This window comes from Streptomyces rimosus subsp. rimosus (genome assembly GCF_000720725.1).
GTDB classification, from domain to species: domain Bacteria; phylum Actinomycetota; class Actinomycetes; order Streptomycetales; family Streptomycetaceae; genus Streptomyces; species Streptomyces rimosus_A.
Genome location: NZ_JOCQ01000044.1, coordinates 1 through 18,557 on the forward strand (window position 1 = coordinate 1; position 18,557 = coordinate 18,557).

Consider the following 18,557-nt stretch of genomic DNA (forward strand, 5'->3'; position numbering starts at 1 on the left):
CCCGCCCGCCGCCCCGCTTTTCCCGCCGTACGCCCCGCCGCCCGTGTGCGGGCCGAGCCGGCCGACCACCGCGGCGCGCTCCGCGGCCTGCGCCCGGGCCGCGGCCAGCGCCTGGTGGCACTCGCCGACGAAGGCGTCGAAGCCCGGCCGGTCCTCGGGCGGCACCGCGGTACGCAGCAGTGCCATGATCGCGTCGATGCCGGTCACCCGTGTGCCGTCGGGGCGCTCCAGCGCTCCCGCGCGGGCGGCGATCTCGCACTGGAAGCCGTCGGCCTCGACCGGGAGCAGGACCGGGCCGTCCGGGAGGGGCAGCCGCAGCCGGTCGCCGTCGGTCCCGCGTACCGTTCCGGCGCCGCCGCGCAGCCCGTACGCGTCCTCGCGCAGCAGCGTGCTCAGCACCCGCCGCATCAGCTCGTCCTCCGCACCGTCCTCGGCGCCGTCCTCCGGGCGGCCGAGGGGCCCGCCGGTGAGGTCCTCCGGGCCGGAACCGCGCAGCGTGTCCGGTACGCCGTCTCCTGTCACCGCCGTCACGGCACGATCTCCCAACGGTGGGCGGCCAGGAACTCCCGTACGGCCGCGTCGATACGCTCCTCGTCGCGGCCGGTGGCCCGCAGCACCCCCAGGAAGTCCCGGTTGGTGCGGTACAGCGGATGCCGCTCGCCCGCCTCGCGTAAGGGCCGGTAATCGAGCCGGACGCCGCCCGCTTCCCGTACCTCCGGCTCCGGTGCCGCCTTCAGCACCCCGGCCCGGTCGGCACACACGTACTCCATGCGCACCCGCACGCCGCGCCGCGTCTCCAGGGCCCGCGGCAGCCGCTCCCCCAGGTGGGTACGGAGGATCAGCTCGAAGAGCGGCAGGTCCAGCGCCTCGGCGAGGGCGAGGTCGCACCGGTCGCCGATGGCGCGGTAGTTGACCTCGATGATCCGGGCCCGGCCGCCCTGGTCCACGTATTCGGTGTGGCAGGCGCCGAAGCCGACGCCGAGCGCGCGCAGTTGGGCCAGTACCTGGTCCGTGCCGGGGCAGGGCGGTTCGGGGAGCAGGCGCAGCCGTTCCTCGATGAAGTGCGGCGGTGGTGAGATGTCCGTGCGGAAGGAGGCGAGCGGGTGCAGGGTGTGTCCGTCGCCGAGGGTTTCCAGGGTGCGGAGGGTGCCGTCCAGGTACTCCTCCAGGACCAGTGCGGCGCCGGGCCGCCGGGCCCGGATCTCGCGGCAGCGGGCGGCCAGTTCCGCGTCGTCCGCCACCAGGAAGACATCCTCACTGGCGACCCCTTCGCGCGGTTTGAGGACGCAGGGGTACGGGATGCCGTGGCCGACCGGGCCGTCGTCCGGCGCCAGTTCGGCGGAGCGTACGGCGTCCAGCCCTGCGGAGGCCAGGGCGCGCCGCAGCTCGGCCTTGTTCTTCGTACGGAGAGCGGCCCGCCAGTCCTTGCCGGGCAGCCCGAAGTAGTCGGCGGCCAGGGCGGCCTGGGTCTGGAGGTGGTCGCTGTTGGTGAAGACTCCGGCGGGCATCCCAACTCGGCTGGTTCTCGCGGAGGTTAGCGCGACCACGGCACGGAAGTCCTGTACGTCGCACGATACGATGTCCAGCTCGGCGGGCAGCGGACCGCCACCGCCCCGCTCGCGCGCGCAGCGCCCGTACGCCTCCCGGTGGGCGTCCGGCTGGTCGGTCAGCAGCGCCACGGACAGGCCGAGGCGGGCCGCGGCCGGCAGGAAGCCTTCCGTGACGGAGTCGGTGGGGTTGCGGGCGAGGAGGATCAGGCCCGCGCGGGCGTCGTTGGGGGGTGCGGCCTCGTTCACACGCCGAAGATTAGGTTAGGCATACCTAACTTTGTCAACTTGCGCCACAGGCCGGGCATCCCGGGGCTTAATCCGTCCTCAGGCCTTCCTTAAGCGGGCCATAAAGATCGCCGAGAACCGGCTTCCGGGCCCGAATCCGCTGCTCAGCGGGGCTAACGTGCTGATCGCACCGGCGGGATCAGGCGCTCCCGCCGGTGCGCTCCCCCCGCCCCGACGAAGGAGACCCCCACGATGACCGCTCGCCGCAAGGCCGCCGGTATCGCGCTGACCGGTATCGCCCCCCTGGTGCTCACCGCGCTCACCGCGACCCCCGCGGTCGCCCACGGCTCGATGACCGACCCGGTCAGCCGGATCTCCGCCTGCTTCGCGGAAGGCCCGGAGCACCCGAAGTCCGCGGCCTGCAAGGCGATGGTCGCGGCCGGCGGCACCCAGGCCCTGTACGACTGGAACGGCGTACGGGACGGCAACGCCGGCGGGCAGTCCAGGAAGCGCATCCCGGACGGCAAGCTGTGCAGCGCCAACAGCGCCGAGTACAAGGGGCTGGACCTGCCGCGGGCCGACTGGCCGTCCACCGGGATGCAGGCGGGGAACCACACGTTCCACTACAAGGCGACCGCCCCGCACCGCGGCTCCTTCGAGCTGTACATGACCAAGGACGGCTACGACCCCACCAAGCCGCTCAAGTGGTCCGACCTGGAGGCCAAGCCGTTCGCCAAGGTCACCAACCCGAAGCTGACGGGCGGTGACTACGTCTTCAGCGGCAAGGTGCCCGCCAAGTCGGGACGCCACCTGATCTACAGCATCTGGCAGCGCTCGGACAGCCCCGAGGCGTTCTACACGTGCTCCGACGTGGTCTTCGGCAAGGACGGCGGAGGCGGGGGCAAGGGCACCGCCCCGGCCGCCGCCGCACCGAGCGACCGGCAGATCGCGGCGGAGGCGGACAAGTCGTCCATGGACCACATGCACCATGGCTCGCACGGCGCCGCCCCGGCGGCCGGTGCCGAGGACACGGCGCGGAGCAAGGCGCAGGACGACGGCGCCGCGGGCAACGCGGCGCACCCCAACGGCGGCGCGGCCAAGGAGGTGGACCCGAAGCAGGCCGGTGACCGGCAGGCGGCCGGCAGCCACCTCGCCGAGACCGGCGGCAACAGCGCGACCGGGCCGCTGGCCATCGGTGGCGCGGCCGTCCTGGCGCTGGGCGCCTCGGTGCTGTTCACGAGCGCGCGCCGCAAGGCGGCCCGGCAGCGCGGCTGACCCCATTGCCCAACCCGCAGGGCCCTCCCCCCACATCAAGGGCCCACCCTGTCAGGCCATCCCCCACTGGCCCGCAGGGCCCGCCCCGTGAGGTCATCCCCCACTGGCCTCACGGGGCCACCCCCCACACCGGCGCCGCCGCCCCCTTCCCTTCACCTCAGGGGGCGGCGGCGCCTTCGCGCCGTCCCGCTCCCGCGCCGCACTCCCCTGTGGTGCGGCGTGGGAGCGGTCCGCGCGCGCCCGGCCGTGCTCCACCCACGTCGTGTCATCTCTCAGCGCCGCGCGCCGGGTTGGAGATTCCCGTTCCGGCGCGGGAATTCCGGGAATCCCCGGAGAGGCGCCGGAGCAGGCGTACGTACGGACTCCAGCGGGCGGGACGTGCGACCGTCCCCGTACAGGCGAACTCGGCGCGGTCCAGGCTGTCTTCCAGGGCCGCGTCGTGCAGTGGCCGGTAGGCCAGCGGCCAGCTGAGCCGGGCCGGGCCGCGGGCCCGCATCGCCAGGGTGTGCCGCAGTACCGACCGCCGCTCCCCGAGGGCGTGCGCGGTGTATTCGTGGAAGCCGTCGAAACCGCGCGGCCCGCTGAAGGCGAAGCGCACCCAGACGCCCGGGACATAGGCGGCAACCGTGTAACGGACCGGGCCGTGGCCGCCGGTGGCACCCTCACCGAGAGGGCGGTCCAGCCGCATCGGGGGCCAGTCGCGGCCCGGCCACAGCGGGTCGTCCGCGCCCGCCAGGCCGTCGATCAGGGCGCCTACGGTGCGCAGCGGCACCGGCAGTTCGCGCTCGTGCACATTGCAGATCCCCATATCCGTCCACCTCCGAGGACAGCGGGCGTCGGCAGGGCAGGCTCCGCCCGGGCCCGAAGCCCCTTTTGGAGAAGGCCCTCCAATACATTCTGGAGGGTACCCTCCAGAACATGGCCAGACCACCGCTCTTCGACATGTCCCTGCTCCTGGACGCCGCTGTCCGGCTGGCCGCCGAGGCGGGCCCGGCGGGGGTGACCATGTCCGCGGTCGCCGCGGCCGTCGGCGCGCCGAGCGGATCGGTCTACCACCGTTTCGCCGGGCGGCCCGCCCTGCTGGCCGAGGTGTGGCTGCGTACGGTCGAGCGCTTCCAGGAGGGGTACTTCGCGGCCCTCCGGTCGGCGCCGGACCCGCACGCCGCGGGCGCGGCGGCGGCCCGGCACATCGTCGCCTGGAGCCGCGCCCACCCCGAGGAAGCCGCGCTCCTGCTGTACGGTGCCCGGGACTTCGGCCGGGACGGCTGGTCCGCCGAACACGCCGAGCGGGCCGACCGGGGCCACCGGCGGGTACGGGACGCGGTCGGCGCCCTCGCGCGGGACCTGGGGGCGCACACCCCGCAGGACACCGAGCGGGTCTCCCTCGCGGTCATCGACGTACCGCTGTCCCTGGTGCGCCGCCATCTGCGCGGCGGCACCGAACTGCCCGAGCACGCCGAGGACCTGGCCGAACGGTGCACGGCCGCGCTGCTGGCGGGCTGAGGCGGGCCGTGGTCGGTGGTCTCCCGTACCACCGGAGAAGCACTACGGCCCGCGGTACGGCGACCGGCCGTACGGCCGGTCCAGCTTCGCCGCGGGCCGGGCCGCCGCCTCGCCGAAGCGCTCCCGCGCCCGGTCCACGGCGGCCTCGATGCGGCGCGCCTTGTCCTCGGCCGGGTCGAACGTCAGCTGCCGTACGGCGAGTTCGGCCCGGCACAGGTCCTCCGCCCGCAGCGCCACGGACCGTACGCGGGCCCGTTGCAGCCCGAGCGCCGCGTGCAGCGCGTACGCCGCGTCCGTCAGCGCCGGTCCGTGCGCGGTCGGTTCGGGCAGCCGCCGGGTGCGTGTCGTCGTGGAGCGGTCGGCGTAGCGGACGGTGAGGGTGAGCGCGCGGGCCGCCCGGCCGCTGCCGCGCAGCCGGGCGCCGAGGTCGTCCGCGAGCGAGAGCAGCGCGCGGCGCCGCCGGTCCGGGTCCAGTTCGTCGTGCGCGAAGCGGTGTTCGGCGCCGGTCGAGCGCGCGGCGGCGTTCGGGGTGACCGGGCTCGGGTCGAGCCCGCGGGCCTTGTCGTACACCGCCCGGCCGGTCTTCGCGCCGAGGATGCGCTGCAGGGTCGCGGGCGGCGCGGCGGCGATCCGGCCGACGCTGTCCAGCCCGTACGCGCACAGGGCGCGCGCGGTCGCCGGTCCGACGCCGTGCAGCGCGGCGGCCGGTTTGCGGTCGAGGAAGTCCGCGACGGCGTCGCCGGGGACCCGGCGCACCTCGCCGGGCGCCGCGCCCTGCGCCGCCATCCGCGCGAGCAGCGGGTTGCCCGCGATGCCGATGGTGCACCGCACCCCGTACCAGGCCAGCGCCCGCAGCCGGATCAGCTCGGCGATGCCCGCGGCGTCCCGTTCGAAGTAGCGCAGCGCTCCCCGTACGTCGGCCAGCGCGGCATCCGGCGGCAGCGCCTCGATCACCGGCGTGAACTGGCCGAGCAGCCGCAGGAGGTGGCCGTAGGTCTCCTCGCCGAGCGGAGCGTCCGGGCCGGCGTTCCCCCTTCCACCCGTACCTCCGTCCGCGCCCTCGCCCCCGGCGGGAGCACGGAACCGTACGTACAGCACCTCGGCGGGCGCGCCGGACCCGCCGCTCACTCCACTCGCCGGCGTCATCCCGCGCTCCCCGGACTGGCGTGCCACAACTTCCGTCCCGTACCGGCGCCTTCGCCCGCGGGCCGGAGGTCGGCCCAGGGGTGCAGCTCGTAGCCGGTCTCCAGCCGGATGGTGCGGCCGGCGGCCGGACCGGTTCCGGCCCCGGCAGCGGCGGCCGGAGCCTGGTCCGCCGCCCAGGTCGCCTCGGCCGCGGCCGAGCCCGCGCGGCCCGGCTCGCTGTGCACCCGGCGCGGCACCGGCTCCGGGACGGGCCGCGGGCCGGGCCCGCCGTCCGCCGTACCGGCCGGGGCCGCCGCCTGTCCCCCTTCCGCGAGGCGTGCGGTGACCGCCTCCAGGCCGCCTTCGCGCCGCAGTTCGGCCAGCTCGGCCAGGTTCCAGGCGGCGGCGCCGACCACGCTGAAGCTGCGCGGCCCGCGCCGCTGGACCGTGCCGCGTACGAGCAGCAGCCAGGAGTGGAAGACGGTGTGGGCGCACGCCTCGTGCGAATCGTCGAAGAAGGCGCAGTCGACCAGGCCCGTGCTGTCGTCGAGGGTGGTGAAGATGACCCGGCGGCCGGAGCGGATCGGCGGGGTCTGGGTGGCCGCCTTGGCCCCGGCGACCAGCACCGTCTCCCCGTGCTCCACCTCGCGCAGCCGCTTGGCCGGCACCGCCCCCAGCTCCGCGAGGAACTCCCGGTGGTCGCTCATCAGGTGCCGGGTGGTGTCCATGCCGAGGACGCCCAGCTCGGCGCTGAGCCGTTCGACGTCGCTCAGGTCGGGCAGCCCGGCCGGTTCGACCGCCTCGACGGGCGCGCCGGCGCCGTCCCCGGCGTCCAGGGGCAGCTGTCCCGCGGCCACGCCGCGCTGCTGACCGTGCAGTTCGGCCAGGTGCAGCAGCAGGTCACGGCGGTTGGCGCCGAAGGCGTCCAGCGCGCCGACGCGGGCGAGGCGTTCGGCCACCGGGCGGCTGGGGCGGGCCCGCCGCCACAGGTCGGGGAGCGAGGAGTAGGGCTGCCCCTCCTCGATGCGCCGCGCCTCGGCCTCGCTCATGCCGTGCACGTCGGACAGGGCGAGCCGCAGGCCCCAGACGGCAGGGCCGGCACCGGTCCCGGGGCCCTTCCCCGCCACCACATCAGACACCAGTTCGATTCGGTGAGCGACCGCCGACCGGTTCACGTCCAACGGCAGCACCGGCACCCCGCGCCGCCGCGCGTCCGCCAGCAGCAGCCGCTTCGGGTACATGCCCGGGTCGTGGGTGAGCAGCCCGGCGTAGAAGGCCGCCGGGTGGTGCGCCTTGAGCCAGGCGGACTGGTACGTGGGCACCGCGAAGGCGACCGCGTGCGCCTTGCAGAAACCGTACGAGCCGAACGCCTCGACGATCTCCCAGGTGCGCTCGACCACCTCGGGCGCGTATCCCCGCAGGCCGGCCCGCTCCGTGAACCAGGCCCGCACCTGCCCCTGGATCTCCGGCTTGGACAGCGCGCGCCGCTTCTCGTCCGCCTCGCCCCGGTCGCAGCCGGTCATGATCCGCAGGATCTCGATGACCTGCTCGTGGAAGACGACCACGCCGTAGGTCTCACGCAGCGGCCCCTCCAGGTCCGGGTGCGGGTAGCGGGCGGGGCTGCGGCCGTGCCGGGCCTCGATGAAGGGCCGCACCATATCGGCCGAGACCGGCCCGGGGCGGAACAGCGAGATGTCGACCACCAGGTCGTGGAAGGTGGCGGGCTGGAGCCGGCCGACCAGGTCGCGCTGGCCCGGCGACTCGATCTGGAAGCAGCCGAGCGTCTCGGTGGAGCGGATCAGGCCGTACGTGGCGGGGTCGCCGGGCGGCACCTGCGCCGGGTCGTCGAGGTCGACGGCACGGCCGGTGACCCGCCCGATCTCGGCGGTCGCGTGCGCCATCGCGGACTGCATCCGCACGCCCAGCACATCCAGCTTGAGCAGCCCCATCTCCTCCACGTCGTCCTTGTCGAACTGCGACATCGGCAGCGGGGAGCCGCCCTCGCCGTCGCGGTGCGGGATCTCGCTGCGGGTCGGCACGACGGGCGTACGGGCCAGCAGCGAGGCGTCCGAGAGCAGCACCCCGCACGGGTGCATGGCCATGCCGCGCGGCAGCGCGTCCAGCGCCTCGACCAGGTCCCACATCGGCCCGTACTTCTCCGCGTCCACACCGCGCAGCTCGGGCAGCTCGGCGAGGGCCGCACGGGCGTCCCGGGCCCGGATGTGCGGGAAGGCCTTGGCCAGCCGGTCCACCTCGGCCGGGTCCATGCCCAGCGCGGCGCCCACGTCCCGTACGGCGTGCCGGACCCGGTAGGTCTCGGGCATGGCGACGGTGGCGACCCGCTCGGTGCCGAACCGGTCGAAGATCGCGCGGTAGACCTCCAGGCGGCGCGCGGACTCCACGTCGATGTCGATGTCGGGCAGCACCGCGCGGCGCTTGGACAGGAAGCGCTCCATCAGCAGCCGCTGTTCGACCGGGTCGGCGTGGGCGATGCCCAGCAGGTGGTTGACCAGCGAGCCCGCGCCCGAGCCGCGCGCGGTGACCCGGATGCCCAGGTCCCGGGTGTCCTGGACGACCTGGGCGACGGTCAGGAAGTACGAGGCGAAGCCGTGGTGCTCGATGATGTCCAGTTCGTGGTCCATCCGCTGCCAGTACTCACGGCGGCGGTCGTAGCCGCGCAGCACCATCCCGGCGGCGCAGCGGGAGCGCAGCACCCGTCCGGCGGTGCGGCGCGCGGCGCCGACCAGGCGGGGTTCGGGGAAGTGGACGGTGCCCAGCCCGATGTCGTCCTCGGGGTCGACCCGGCACCGCGCGGCCGTCTCCTCGGTCATCTCCAGCAGCCGCCGCGCGGTGCCGGGCCCGAGGCCGGCCGCCTCGGCGACCCGTTCGGCCGTACGGGCCATCGCGGTCGCGTCCTTGAGCCACCGCTCGCCGCTGTCCCGGGCCTCCGGGCGGTGCCGGTCCACCGGCACCAGGCGGCGGGCGGAATCCAGGACGTCGGCGACCGGGCCCTGGCCGGGGTCGGCGTAGCGGACCGCGTTGGTCAGCACGGCCCGGACGCCGTGTTCGACGGCGAAGCCGAGGGTGCGGGCGGCCAGGCGCAGCGAACCGGGCCCGGTGCCGGTGCGGCCGTGGTCGACGACCTCCAGGCGCAGGGCGTCGCCGAACAGGTCGCGCCAGGGGGCGAGGAGCCGGGCGGCGCGGTCGGGGCGGCCGGCGGCCAGCGCGCGGCCGGGGTCGGAGTCCGGGCCGAGCAGGACGGTCACCGCGTCCGGCGCTCCGGCGCGCACCGCTTCCGTGAGGGCGGTCCAGGTCAGTACGGGCCGGGTGGAATCCCCCGGCAGGGTGGCCGCGTGTGCGGCCGAGACCAGGCGGCAGAGCATGGCCCAGCCGGCCGCGCCGTCCCGGGCGAGGAAGACGGCGCGGGCCGCGGACTCGTCGATGAAGGCGCCGCCGCGCACCGGGCCGCGCCGCCGGGCCGTCCCCGGGGCGGCGCCCGGCGCCGGGTGGCCGTCCACGGGCGGGGCCACCGCCAGTTCGGTGCCGAACAGCGGGCGGACGCCGGCCGAGGCCGCCGCCTTGGCGAAGCGGACGGCTCCGGCGAGGCCGTCCCGGTCGGTCAGCGCGAGGGCGTCCATGCCGCGTTCGGCGGCGCGTTCGACCAGGCGCTCCGGGTGGGCGGCGCCGTACCGCAGGGAGAAGCCCGAGGCGGTGTGCAGATGCGTGAACCGTGGCATCCGCGCCTCCTACCGCTCGTGCACCCCCTGACCTGTCCGCGTCCCCCGTCGCGTTCCCCACCATAACGCTTTTCTCGAACAGCCGTACGAAAATCGAACGGCGCCCGCCTCTCGCCCCGCCCCCGGGCCGGCTCCCGTCCCCGATCAGCCCGCCCGGCCTGCGGACTTCCGTAATGGAACGGAAGATATGGGGCAAAAGGGTTGAGACCGGAGATCCGCTCTCACGGGATCTCCGGCCCACGACGGACCGACCGGCACGACAGGGCGAGGGAGTGGCGCATGGCCACGGCGGACGACGGCACCCGCGGGATCCGGGACGAGGACAACAGCGGCAGCTTCCTCGGGGAGGTGAAGGACGCGGTCTCCGCCCGGGCCGCGCTGCTGATGATCGGCGTACTGGCCCTGACGGCCCTGTTCATCGCGTCGTACGCGGGCGCCTTCCACTCCCCCAAGCCGAAGGACGTGGCGCTCGCGGTCGTCGCCCCCCAGCAGCTGAGCGGGCAGCTGGTCGAACGGCTCGACAAGCTGCCGGGCTCCCCCCTCGACCCGCGTGCGGCCTCCTCCGAGGCGGACGCGGCGCGGCAGCTCAAGGAGCGGGACATCGACGGCGCGCTGATCGTCGACCCGCGCGGCAGCACCGACAGACTGCTGGTCGCCGGCGGGTCGGGGGCCTCGCTCGCCCAGGCCGTCGAGCAGGTGGTCACGCAGGCCGAGAAGGCGCAGAAGCGCACCGTGCAGGTCCAGGACATCGCCCCGGCGGACCGGGACGACACCCGCGGCCTGTCCTCGTTCTACCTGGTGGTCGGCTGGTGCGTGGGCGGCTATCTGTGTGCCGCGATCCTCGCGATCAGCTTCGGCGCCCGCCCCACCAACCTCAGGCGGGCGGTCATCCGGCTGGGCGCGCTCGCCGTCTACTCGGTCCTCACCGGCCTGGCCGGGGCCGTCGTCATCGGCCCGATCCTGGGGGCGCTGCCCGGCAGCCTCTACGGGCTGTGGGGCCTGGGCGCCCTGATCGTGTTCGCGGTGGGCGCCACCACCTTCGCCTTCCAGGCCATCGCCGGGATCATCGGCATCGGACTGACCATCCTGGTGGTGGTGATCGCCGGCAACCCCAGCGCGGGCGGCGCCTACCCGTACCCCCTGCTGCCGGACTTCTGGCGGGCGATCGGCCCCGCGCTGCCGCCGGGCGCGGGCACCTGGGTGTCCCGCTCCATCGCGTACTTCCACGGCAACGCGGTGACCGGCCCGCTGCTGGTGCTGTCCGCCTGGGCCGTCGCGGGCACCGTCCTGACGCTGGTCTTCGCCGCCCTCGCCAAGGGCCGGACGGCGATCAACCGCAGCGAGGTGCGGCAGTGACCGTGGTACGCCGGTGACCGGCGGCACCGGCCACCGGCGCCGCGCGCGCCTCACATGTGCGTACCGCCGTCGATCCGTATCTCCGTACCGGTGATGAACGCGCCGTCCTCGGAGGCGAGCATCGCAATGACGCCCGCGACCGTCTCCGGGGGCGCGAAGCCCTCGCCGATGGCCGGCAGCAGCTTCCCGAACAGGCTCATGTCGGCGTCCGCGGGCAGACCGGGGTCCGCGGTCATACCGGACCGTACGGAGCCCGGCGCCACGCACACCGCGCGCAGCCCCTGCTTGGCGTACTCGCTCGCGATGGCGTGCGTCATGGACTGGATGCCGCCCTTGCTGGCCGCGTACGCCGCCATGTAGGGGTGCGCGAACGCGGCGGAGGTGGAGCTGAAGTTGACCACCACCGGCGCCCGGCCCGCCAGCAGCGCGGGCAGCGCCTCGCGGATCATCAGGAAGGTGCCGGTCAGGTTGACCGCGACGATCCGGTTGAAGGCGTCCAGGGTGGTCTCGTGGGTGTGCGAGGCGCGCAGGATGCCCGCCGCGTTGACCAGGACGTCCAGCCCGCCCAGTTCCCCGACGGCGGCGGCCACGCCCGCGCGCACCGCTTCCTCGTCCGCGATGTCCAGCACCGCGGTGACGAGCCGGTCCCCGCGGCCGTCCGCCGCGGCCCGCTCGGCGGTGGCCTTCAGCCCCGCCTCGCTGATGTCGGCGGCCACCACCCGGCCGCCCTCGGCCAGCACCCGGTGGACGGTGGCCTGCCCGATGCCCGACCCGGCCCCGGTGATCAGCACGCGGCGTCCGTCGAAGCGTTCCATGTGGCTTACTCCCGCTCTCGGTGTCCGCGTCCGCCGCGGACGACACCGGCACCGTACGCCTTGGTGGCACGATGTGCCACCTCCGCGCGCTGTGCCACTTCGCCGTACGGGAGACGTAAGCTCGCCCCATGCCCACCGCACCGCGCCCCACCGCACCGACTCCCGCCGCACCGACTCCCGCGCCGCCCTCACTCACCGAGCGGCGCAAGGCGGAGACCCAGCTGGAGATCGCCCGCGCCGCGGCGGCGCTGTTCGCCGAGCGCGGCAGTGCCGTGACCGCCGACGACATCGCCCGCGCCGCCGGCGTCGCCCTGCGCACCTTCTACCGCTACTTCCGCACCAAGGAGGACGCGGTCGCGCCGCTGCTCGCCGTCGGGGTACGGCAGTGGCTCACGGAGCTGCGCCGGCTCGCCGGGGAGGCGGACGGGCCGTCCGTACGGGACGTGCTGGAGCGGGCGGCGCGGCAGGCGCTGACGCCGTCCGACGAGCGGGCCGCCGAGGCGCTGCGCTGGACGCGCGGGCTGCTGCGGGCGATGCGGGACGACCCGGCGCTGCGCTCGGTCTGGCACCGTGTGCACCACGATTCCGAGGAGGCGCTGATCCCCGTCCTCGCCGGGATGACGGACGGCGGCCCGCTGGAGGTACGACTCGCGGCGGCGGCCGCCAACACGGCGATGCGGGTCGCGGTGGAGACATGGGCCGCGGCGGACGACGGGGCGGACGCGGGGCCTGCGGCTTCCCGGGCGGAGGACCCCGCGGAGCTGGTGGCGCGCGGCATGCGCGCGCTGACGGCCGGGCTGCCGGGGCTGGACCGGCGCCGGGCGTGACGTCGGACATGGCACCGGGCATGGCACCGGGTGTGAGGCCAGGCGTGGGGCCGGGCCGGTCATGAGGCCGGACATGACACCGCCGGGCCCATGAAGGACCCGGCGGCAGTCTTACGGAATCGAGCCCCGAGCGCTTACAGCGCGCGCTCCAGACGCTCCGCCATCAGCTTCGTGAAGCGGGCCGGGTCGCTCAGCTCGCCGCCCTCGGCGAGCAGCGCCATGCCGTGCAGCAGCTCGGCCGTCCCGGCGAGGTCCGCGTCATCAGGGCGCTCGGCCTGCGCCTTGCGCAGCCCCTCGACCAGCGGGTGGCCGGGGTTGAGCTCCAGGATGCGCTTGGCCTCGGGCAGTTCCTGGCCCATGGCGCGGTACATGTTGCGCAGCGCCGGGGTCACATCGTCGGTGTCCGAGACGATGCAGGCCGGGGAGACGGTCAGGCGGGAGGACAGCCGTACCTCCTTGACCTGCTCGCCGAGACGCTCCGTCATCCAGGACAGCAGCCCCGCGAAGTCCTCCTGCCGCTGCTCCCGTTCGGCCTTGGCCTCCTCGGTCTCCTCCTCGGCGAGGTCGGCCTCGCCCTTGGCGATCGACCGCAGCGGCTTGCCGTCGAACTCGGGGACGGTCTCGACCCACACCTCGTCGACCGGGTCGGTCAGCAGCAGCACCTCGTAGCCCTTGTCCCGGAAGGCCTCCATGTGCGGCGAGTTCTCGATGGCGGTACGGGACTCGCCGGTCATGAAGTAGATGTGCTCCTGGCCCTCCTTCATACGCTCGACGTACTGCTGGAGAGTGGCCGGCTCCTCCTGGTCGCGGGTGGTGGCGAACGAGGCGATGCGCAGGATGGCGTCGCGGTTCTCGTGGTCGCTGAGCAGGCCCTCCTTGACGACGCGGCCGAACTCCCGCCAGAACGTGGCGTAGTTCTCCGGGCGCTGCGCCATCATCTCCTTGACCGTGGACAGCACCTTCTTCACCAGCCGGCGGTGCATCAGCTGGATCTGCCGGTCCTGCTGGAGGATCTCCCGGGAGACGTTCAGCGAGAGGTCCTGGGCGTCCACGACACCCTTGACGAAGCGCAGGTATTCGGGCAGCAGCGCTTCACAGTGGTCCATGATGAAAACGCGCTTCACATAGAGCTGCACGCCGCGCTTGTGCTCACGCGCGAACAGGTCCTGCGGCGCGCGGGCGGGCAGGAACAGCAGCGCCTGGTACTCGAACGTGCCCTCCGCCTGCATGCGCAGGGTTTCGAGCGGGTCGGTCCAGTCGTGGCTGATGTGCTTGTAGAGCTCGTGGTACTCCTCGTCGCTCACCTCGTCCCGGGAACGCGCCCACAGCGCCTTCATCGAGTTGAGCGTCTCGGGCTCGGGAGCCGCCTTCTCCTCCTCGGCCTCCCCCTCCTTCTGCTCGGCCGGGGCCTCGGCGGCCATCCGGACCGGCCAGGTGATGAAGTCGGAGTACCGCTTGACGATCTCCCGGATCTTCCAGCGGGAGGTGTAGTCGAAGAGCTGGTCCTCCTGGTCCACCGGCTTGAGGTGCAGCGTGACGGCCGTACCCTGCGGCGCGCCGTCGACCGGCTCGACGGTGTACGTGCCCTCGCCGGTCGACGACCAGCGGGTGCCCTCGCCCTGCCCCGCGCGCCGGGTCACCAGCGTGACCTCGTCCGCGACCATGAACGCCGCGTAGAAGCCGACGCCGAACTGCCCGATGAGACCTTCCGCGGTGGCCTCGTCCTTGGCCTGCTTCAGCTCCTGGAGGAACTTGGCGGTCCCGGAGTTGGCGATGGTCCCGATGAGCTGGACCACCTCGTCGTGCGACATGCCGATGCCGTTGTCGCGGACGGTGAGGGTACGGGCTTCGGGGTCGGTCTCGATGGCGATGTGCAGGTCGGAGACGTCGGCGTCGAGTGTGTCGTCGCGCAGCGCTTCGAGCCGCAGTTTGTCCAGCGCGTCGGAGGCGTTGGAGATCAGCTCGCGCAGGAAAACATCCTTGTTCGAGTAGATCGAGTGGATCATCATCTGCAGGAGCTGGCGTGCTTCTACCTGGAACTCGAACGTCTCGGTCGGCATATTCGTGGATTCCTTCTCATGTCACCAGGTGACGGGCCTTCCCGAGAACTCTAGATCAGCCGGTCCGGCCAGGGGCGTGCTTCCCGGCGGGTGCGCGGCCTGCGGCGCGTGCGGTACCGGCGCCGTCCGCCCACGACGGTTTCCTCCTCACGCCGTGAACAAGTGCTGCTGACAAGTACCGCGAAGTCACTGCAACGGGGCATACGGCACGCCGCTCGCGGGCCCGGACACGTCATGCCGTCACCACCGACAGCCGCCCAACCCCTCCCAACACCCCCCTCGGCAGCCGCACTTCGGCCATTAGCGGCGAACCCGTACGAGCCCCCTGCACCCCCTTGGGCAACAGGAGTTGGCTGCTTTTCGCCGCACGCCCGGCCCGTCCGGAACCCGGCGCCCCACATGTTCCCGCTGACCGCACGGCATTGCACACATCGCGTACCGAATCGCCCACCACTCGACTTCACGCCACCACGCTGAGTTTTCAACCAACGACTGGAAGTCACCGATCGATGTGCTTTCCTGATGCGCCTCGGCCAGACTCCTCGGTGTCCGGCATTCGAGACAACAACCGAAGGAGTGTTCGACAATGCGGTACATCACTGGAGGGATCGCGCTCGGCGCGGCGCTCGCGCTCGGCGGCCTGGCCACCACGGCCGAGGCCCAGCCCGCGACGCCGAAGAGCCTGTACGCGCCCTCCGAGTTGGTGCTCACCGTCGGGTACGGGGACACCGCCGCGACGGCCTCCATCCAGCGCGCGGTGTCGCTGAGCTGTAGCTCTGCCGGGACCGGTACGCACCCCATGGCGCGCGCCGCCTGTGCCGAACTCCGGACCGCGAACGGTGACTTCAACAAGATCACCAAGGCCGCCTCGGACCGTATGTGCACCAAGGAGTACAACCCCGTCGTGGTGACGGCGAACGGCGTCTGGCAGGGCCGCCGCGTCGCGTACGAGCACACCTTCGCCAACCCCTGCGCACTGGAGGGCGGCAAGGGCCTGGTCTTCGAGTTCTGACCGGGTGGTGATCCACTGAGCGGTCCGGCCGTCGCGGCCTCCCGGCCGTACCGCGCACCGGCCCCCGGACATCCGCAGGGATGTCCGGGGGCCGTCCCCGTTCCGACATGACGTGCCCCCACGACGTCTCCCCCGACGGGCCGTCAACGCACCGCGGCCGTCCGCGCGGCCCGGGCCCGGCGGGCCACCCCCAGCGCGACGACCAGCCCGAGGGCCAGTGCGAACGCCAGCAGCAGGCCCTTGACCGGCTCCTCGGCGAAACGGGTCCCGCCCACCGCGCCGATCACCGTGCTCGTCACCGCCCACAGGCTCGCGCCGACGGCGTCCAGCAGGACGAACCGCCGCACCGGGAAGCGCAGCGCTCCCGTGGACAGGCCCGCCGCCACCCGCCCACCAGGCAGGAAGCGCGCCGCCACCACCAGGGAGGTCGCGTGCCGTTCGACCGCGGCACAGGCCCAGGCGTAGCGACTTCGGCCGCGTTCCCCACGCAGCAGGCGCGCGGTCAGCCGGGGGCCGCCCCACCGACCGACCGCATGGCTCAGGCAGTCCCCGCACAGCGCGCCGGCCGCCGCCACCGCCGCGAGCGCGGCGAGCCGCGGCAGGTCGCCGCCGAGCAGCACCGCCACCATCACCACGGTGGTCTCGCTCGGCATGAACGGCAGCAGCGCGTCCAGTCCGGCCATCCCGAAGACGATCGCCCACAGCCACGGCGAGTCCAGCTGCGCCCGCAGCAGCTCCACCACCTGGTTCAGCACCTCACCCATGGGCGGGCGGCTCCCCCGCGCGGATGACGTGCTGGGCCCGCTCGGCCAGAACGCGCCGGTCCCCGGCGGGCTCCAGCGGCGGGTGGACGGTCACCCGTACGGTGAGCCCGCCGGCCGTGGCCACCCGGTGCAGCGATCTGCCGAACCCCTCGTCGCCGAGGAAGGCCGCCACCGTGCTCGGCGCGCCGTGCTGGGCGTACGCAACCGTCACCGGCCGTACGGGAGCGCCCGCGTCGACCGCCGCCTGGAAGGTCGCCCGCCGGAACCGGCCGGCCGCCGCCGAGCACCAGGTCGTGCCCTGCGGGAAGACCAGCACGGAACGCCCTTCGCGCAGCAGCCCCGCCAGGTCCGCCACCACGTGCGGCAGGGCGCGCAGGCCCTCCCGGTCGATGAACCGGGTGCCCGCCTTCCTGGCGAGCGGCCCCACCAGCGGCCACCCGCCTATCTCCCGCTTGGCCAGCACCGTCACCGGCTCCACGGCCAGCAGCGTCAGCACGTCCAGCCAGGAGATGTGGTCGGCGACGATCAGCGTCCCCGGACCGCCCGGGGGGCCCGGCACGCCGAGCGGTCCGCCGTGGCCACCGGCCGCCCCGGGCACGGTGACCTCCACCCGTACCCCCAGCGCCCGCAGCACCGCCGCGGCCCGGAGCCGCATGGTCCGCCGGTCGGCGAGTCGCTCCCCCGCGGCGGCACCCGCGGCCAGCGCCATGGCCAGCGCGGCGTAGCGGCCGGCGAGGCGCGGCGCGGTCACCCGCGGGGCGGTGTGCCGGGCGCAGCGCGGGGTGCAGGCCGAGGCGGCGGCCCACGCGTTCACCGGGATTCCCCGAGGAAGAAGCGGCGGTAGCGGTCGTCGAGCCGCTCCATGTCCAGGAGGACGAAGAAGTCCGCGACGCCGAACTCCGGGTCGTGGGCCGGGGCTCCGCACATCCAGGCGCCGATGCGCAGGTAGCCGCGCAGCAGCGGGGGCAGCCGCGCGTAGCCCGGCCCGCCCGCACGCTCCGCGCCCGGCGCGCCGGCCGGTGGCGCTGCCGCGTCGGGCGGCCCGGGTATCCACGGCCGCCGCGGGTGGACCCGCAGTTCGGGCGGCGACGCGTGCCGGGTGGAGCCGAGCAGCCAGGCGTCGGCGGCGGCGCGCCCGCCGTCGTCGAGCGGTACGGAGGCGCAGCCGGCCAGGTAGCGGTGTCCGGACAGCGTGACGTAGCGCGCGAGCGCCGCCCACATCTGGTTGACGACCGCCCCGGAGCGGTGGCCGGGGTGGACGCACGAGCGGCCCGCCTCGACCGTCTCCGCCCGCAGGCCGTGCAGGGCGCGCAGGTCGAACTCGGTCGCCGCGTAGGAGCGTTCGGTACGGCCGGGCGGGAGCAGGCGGTAGGTGCCGACCACGTCGCCGGTGGACGTCTCGGTGACGATGAGGTGGTCCGCCAGGTCGTCGAAGTCGTCCATGTCGTGTCCCGGCAGGGGCGTATGGAGCCTGGCGCCCATCTCCTCGGCGAAGACCGCGTACCGCAGCCGCTGCGCGGCCCGGATCCGGGCGGGCGTATCGGCGAGGGAGGCGACGTAGGCGGGGCGGCTGTCCACCGGTGCGGCGGCTCTGACGGCAGCCGGAGCCGTGGTCGGCGCGGGGAAGGGTGGGGCGGTCGGCAGCATGGCGGGGTCCTGTCCTCGTGCGGGAACCGGTCGCCTACGACGCTAGGAATCCCGCCCCGCCCGCACATTGCCCGAAAGGCATCCGCGACCCCCGACTTTCGTCGGGCCCCCCGTGGTCCATCGGATGAACTCCACGGGCCGGTCCGCGGTCCGCGCTGCCGCCCCGCCCCCTCCACGGGGCGGCAGCGCGGACGCCCTCACGCCGCCTGCCGGAACAGCACGGCGCTCGGCTCACCGGCACCTGCCGGAATCTTTTCGGCCACCGGGCTGATGCATCATTAGAGCCAGCCGCAACGGGCTTGGCAAATCCGTTCCGGCAGCCGAACGGGAAAAGCCGGTACGGCAATTCGGCAACGCGCTCCCGACTTCCTGAAGTCGTCACGGCCCGCACCACAAAAAAGGGATAATATTGGACATTTAGCAGCCGTTTCCCCGAAAGACGGCATCCCTGAGAGGTGCCTCACACCTCCTTGGAATGGGCGGGTCACATGACTTTCCCGTCAACATTTCAACGGTCCGTACCGGCAACGTGAAAACGATTCCCCGGAGCCTGCCGACCGCCCGGCGCGACGCCCCCCACTCGCCGCCGCACCACTACCCGGCCGGTGGAACCAGGCCGCCGGCATTTACACAGACTTCTTTCCTATTCTTTTGCCACCCG

At 73.9% G+C, this 18,557-nt stretch carries 14 protein-coding genes and 1 pseudogene; 5 read left to right on the plus strand and 10 right to left on the minus strand.

Annotation, left to right across the window (positions count from 1 at the left end; translation table 11 throughout):
- Both IH45_RS0122740 and IH45_RS0122745 read right to left on the minus strand, forming a co-directional pair.
- Positions 1-531: pseudogene (locus IH45_RS0122740) on the minus strand (hypothetical protein); the annotation flags it as partial.
- The gene (locus tag IH45_RS0122745) at positions 528-1,796 is read right to left on the minus strand and encodes an ATP-grasp domain-containing protein (RefSeq protein ID WP_078897728.1); all 1,269 of its coding nucleotides are present in this window, start codon (positions 1,794-1,796) and stop codon (positions 528-530) included. The gene IH45_RS0122745 and the pseudogene IH45_RS0122740, both read right to left, overlap by 4 nt.
- 231 nt (positions 1,797-2,027) lie before the next feature.
- Between IH45_RS0122745 and IH45_RS0122750 the strand changes: the two genes are divergently transcribed.
- Positions 2,028-3,050: a lytic polysaccharide monooxygenase gene (locus IH45_RS0122750; protein ID WP_030671399.1), complete on the plus strand. Its 1,023-nt coding sequence runs from the start codon at positions 2,028-2,030 to the stop codon at positions 3,048-3,050.
- A 265-nt stretch (positions 3,051-3,315) separates the two neighbouring features.
- On the opposite strand, the gene IH45_RS0122755 is transcribed toward IH45_RS0122750, so the two are convergent.
- Entirely contained in the window at positions 3,316-3,858 is a 543-nt protein-coding gene (locus IH45_RS0122755; protein WP_050515091.1) for a hypothetical protein, read from the minus strand.
- A 110-nt stretch (positions 3,859-3,968) separates the two neighbouring features.
- Here IH45_RS0122755 and IH45_RS0122760 point away from each other — a divergent pair, with 110 nt between their 5' ends.
- On the plus strand, positions 3,969-4,553 hold the full coding sequence (locus tag IH45_RS0122760; RefSeq protein WP_030671403.1) for a TetR/AcrR family transcriptional regulator: 585 nt from the start codon (positions 3,969-3,971) through the stop codon (positions 4,551-4,553).
- Between the two features lie 42 nt (positions 4,554-4,595).
- On the opposite strand, the gene IH45_RS01000000143985 is transcribed toward IH45_RS0122760, so the two are convergent.
- Positions 4,596-5,699, minus strand: coding sequence for a DNA polymerase Y family protein (locus tag IH45_RS01000000143985; RefSeq protein WP_050515098.1), 1,104 nt, complete (start codon positions 5,697-5,699; stop codon positions 4,596-4,598).
- On the minus strand, positions 5,696-9,415 hold the full coding sequence (locus tag IH45_RS0122770; protein ID WP_030671407.1) for a DNA polymerase III subunit alpha: 3,720 nt from the start codon (positions 9,413-9,415) through the stop codon (positions 5,696-5,698). Before IH45_RS0122770 ends, IH45_RS01000000143985 begins: the two co-directional genes overlap by 4 nt.
- 279 nt (positions 9,416-9,694) lie before the next feature.
- On the opposite strand from IH45_RS0122770, the gene IH45_RS0122775 reads away from it, so the two are divergent.
- Positions 9,695-10,771, plus strand: coding sequence for an ABC transporter permease (locus tag IH45_RS0122775; RefSeq protein ID WP_030671408.1), 1,077 nt, complete (start codon positions 9,695-9,697; stop codon positions 10,769-10,771).
- A 50-nt stretch (positions 10,772-10,821) separates the two neighbouring features.
- On the opposite strand, the gene IH45_RS0122780 is transcribed toward IH45_RS0122775, so the two are convergent.
- Positions 10,822-11,586 carry an SDR family NAD(P)-dependent oxidoreductase gene (locus IH45_RS0122780; RefSeq protein WP_030671412.1) on the minus strand — a complete coding sequence of 255 codons (765 nt, stop codon included), beginning with the start codon at positions 11,584-11,586 and terminating at the stop codon, positions 10,822-10,824.
- Positions 11,587-11,714: 128 nt separating this feature from the next.
- On the opposite strand from IH45_RS0122780, the gene IH45_RS0122790 reads away from it, so the two are divergent.
- Positions 11,715-12,413: a TetR family transcriptional regulator gene (locus IH45_RS0122790; RefSeq protein ID WP_030671416.1), complete on the plus strand. Its 699-nt coding sequence runs from the start codon at positions 11,715-11,717 to the stop codon at positions 12,411-12,413.
- A 134-nt stretch (positions 12,414-12,547) separates the two neighbouring features.
- Here IH45_RS0122790 and htpG read toward each other — a convergent pair whose 3' ends face one another.
- Positions 12,548-14,473 (minus strand): molecular chaperone HtpG, encoded by a 1,926-nt coding sequence (gene htpG, locus IH45_RS0122795; RefSeq protein ID WP_030671419.1) that lies wholly within the window; start codon positions 14,471-14,473, stop codon positions 12,548-12,550.
- A gap of 586 nt (positions 14,474-15,059) precedes the next feature.
- Between htpG and IH45_RS0122800 the strand changes: the two genes are divergently transcribed.
- Complete coding sequence (locus IH45_RS0122800; protein ID WP_030671422.1) at positions 15,060-15,485, plus strand: subtilase-type protease inhibitor; 426 nt, start codon at positions 15,060-15,062, stop codon at positions 15,483-15,485.
- Between the two features lie 143 nt (positions 15,486-15,628).
- Here the strand turns inward: IH45_RS0122800 and IH45_RS0122805 are convergent, their stop codons facing one another.
- From IH45_RS0122805 to IH45_RS0122815, 3 genes are read right to left on the minus strand one after another with little or no spacing between them, the layout of a single operon-like run.
- Complete coding sequence (locus IH45_RS0122805; RefSeq protein ID WP_030671425.1) at positions 15,629-16,249, minus strand: DedA family protein; 621 nt, start codon at positions 16,247-16,249, stop codon at positions 15,629-15,631.
- Positions 16,242-17,063, minus strand: coding sequence for a lysophospholipid acyltransferase family protein (locus IH45_RS0122810; RefSeq protein ID WP_063763040.1), 822 nt, complete (start codon positions 17,061-17,063; stop codon positions 16,242-16,244). Before IH45_RS0122810 ends, IH45_RS0122805 begins: the two co-directional genes overlap by 8 nt.
- Positions 17,060-17,896 carry a GNAT family N-acetyltransferase gene (locus IH45_RS0122815; RefSeq protein ID WP_030671431.1) on the minus strand — a complete coding sequence of 279 codons (837 nt, stop codon included), beginning with the start codon at positions 17,894-17,896 and terminating at the stop codon, positions 17,060-17,062. Before IH45_RS0122815 ends, IH45_RS0122810 begins: the two co-directional genes overlap by 4 nt.
- Positions 17,897-18,557 lie beyond the last annotated feature (661 nt).

Coding starts and splice junctions, on each gene's coding strand:
- IH45_RS0122750 (WP_030671399.1), top strand. CDS start 2,028: ATGACCGCTCGCCGCAAGGCCGCCGGTATCGCGCTGACCGGTATCGCC.
- IH45_RS0122755 (WP_050515091.1), bottom strand. CDS start 3,858: ATGGGGATCTGCAATGTGCACGAGCGCGAACTGCCGGTGCCGCTGCGC.
- IH45_RS0122760 (WP_030671403.1), top strand. CDS start 3,969: ATGGCCAGACCACCGCTCTTCGACATGTCCCTGCTCCTGGACGCCGCT.
- IH45_RS01000000143985 (WP_050515098.1), bottom strand. CDS start 5,699: ATGACGCCGGCGAGTGGAGTGAGCGGCGGGTCCGGCGCGCCCGCCGAG.
- IH45_RS0122770 (WP_030671407.1), bottom strand. CDS start 9,415: ATGCCACGGTTCACGCATCTGCACACCGCCTCGGGCTTCTCCCTGCGG.
- IH45_RS0122775 (WP_030671408.1), top strand. CDS start 9,695: ATGGCCACGGCGGACGACGGCACCCGCGGGATCCGGGACGAGGACAAC.
- IH45_RS0122780 (WP_030671412.1), bottom strand. CDS start 11,586: ATGGAACGCTTCGACGGACGCCGCGTGCTGATCACCGGGGCCGGGTCG.
- IH45_RS0122790 (WP_030671416.1), top strand. CDS start 11,715: ATGCCCACCGCACCGCGCCCCACCGCACCGACTCCCGCCGCACCGACT.
- htpG (WP_030671419.1), bottom strand. CDS start 14,473: ATGCCGACCGAGACGTTCGAGTTCCAGGTAGAAGCACGCCAGCTCCTG.
- IH45_RS0122800 (WP_030671422.1), top strand. CDS start 15,060: ATGCGGTACATCACTGGAGGGATCGCGCTCGGCGCGGCGCTCGCGCTC.
- IH45_RS0122805 (WP_030671425.1), bottom strand. CDS start 16,249: ATGGGTGAGGTGCTGAACCAGGTGGTGGAGCTGCTGCGGGCGCAGCTG.
- IH45_RS0122815 (WP_030671431.1), bottom strand. CDS start 17,896: ATGCTGCCGACCGCCCCACCCTTCCCCGCGCCGACCACGGCTCCGGCT.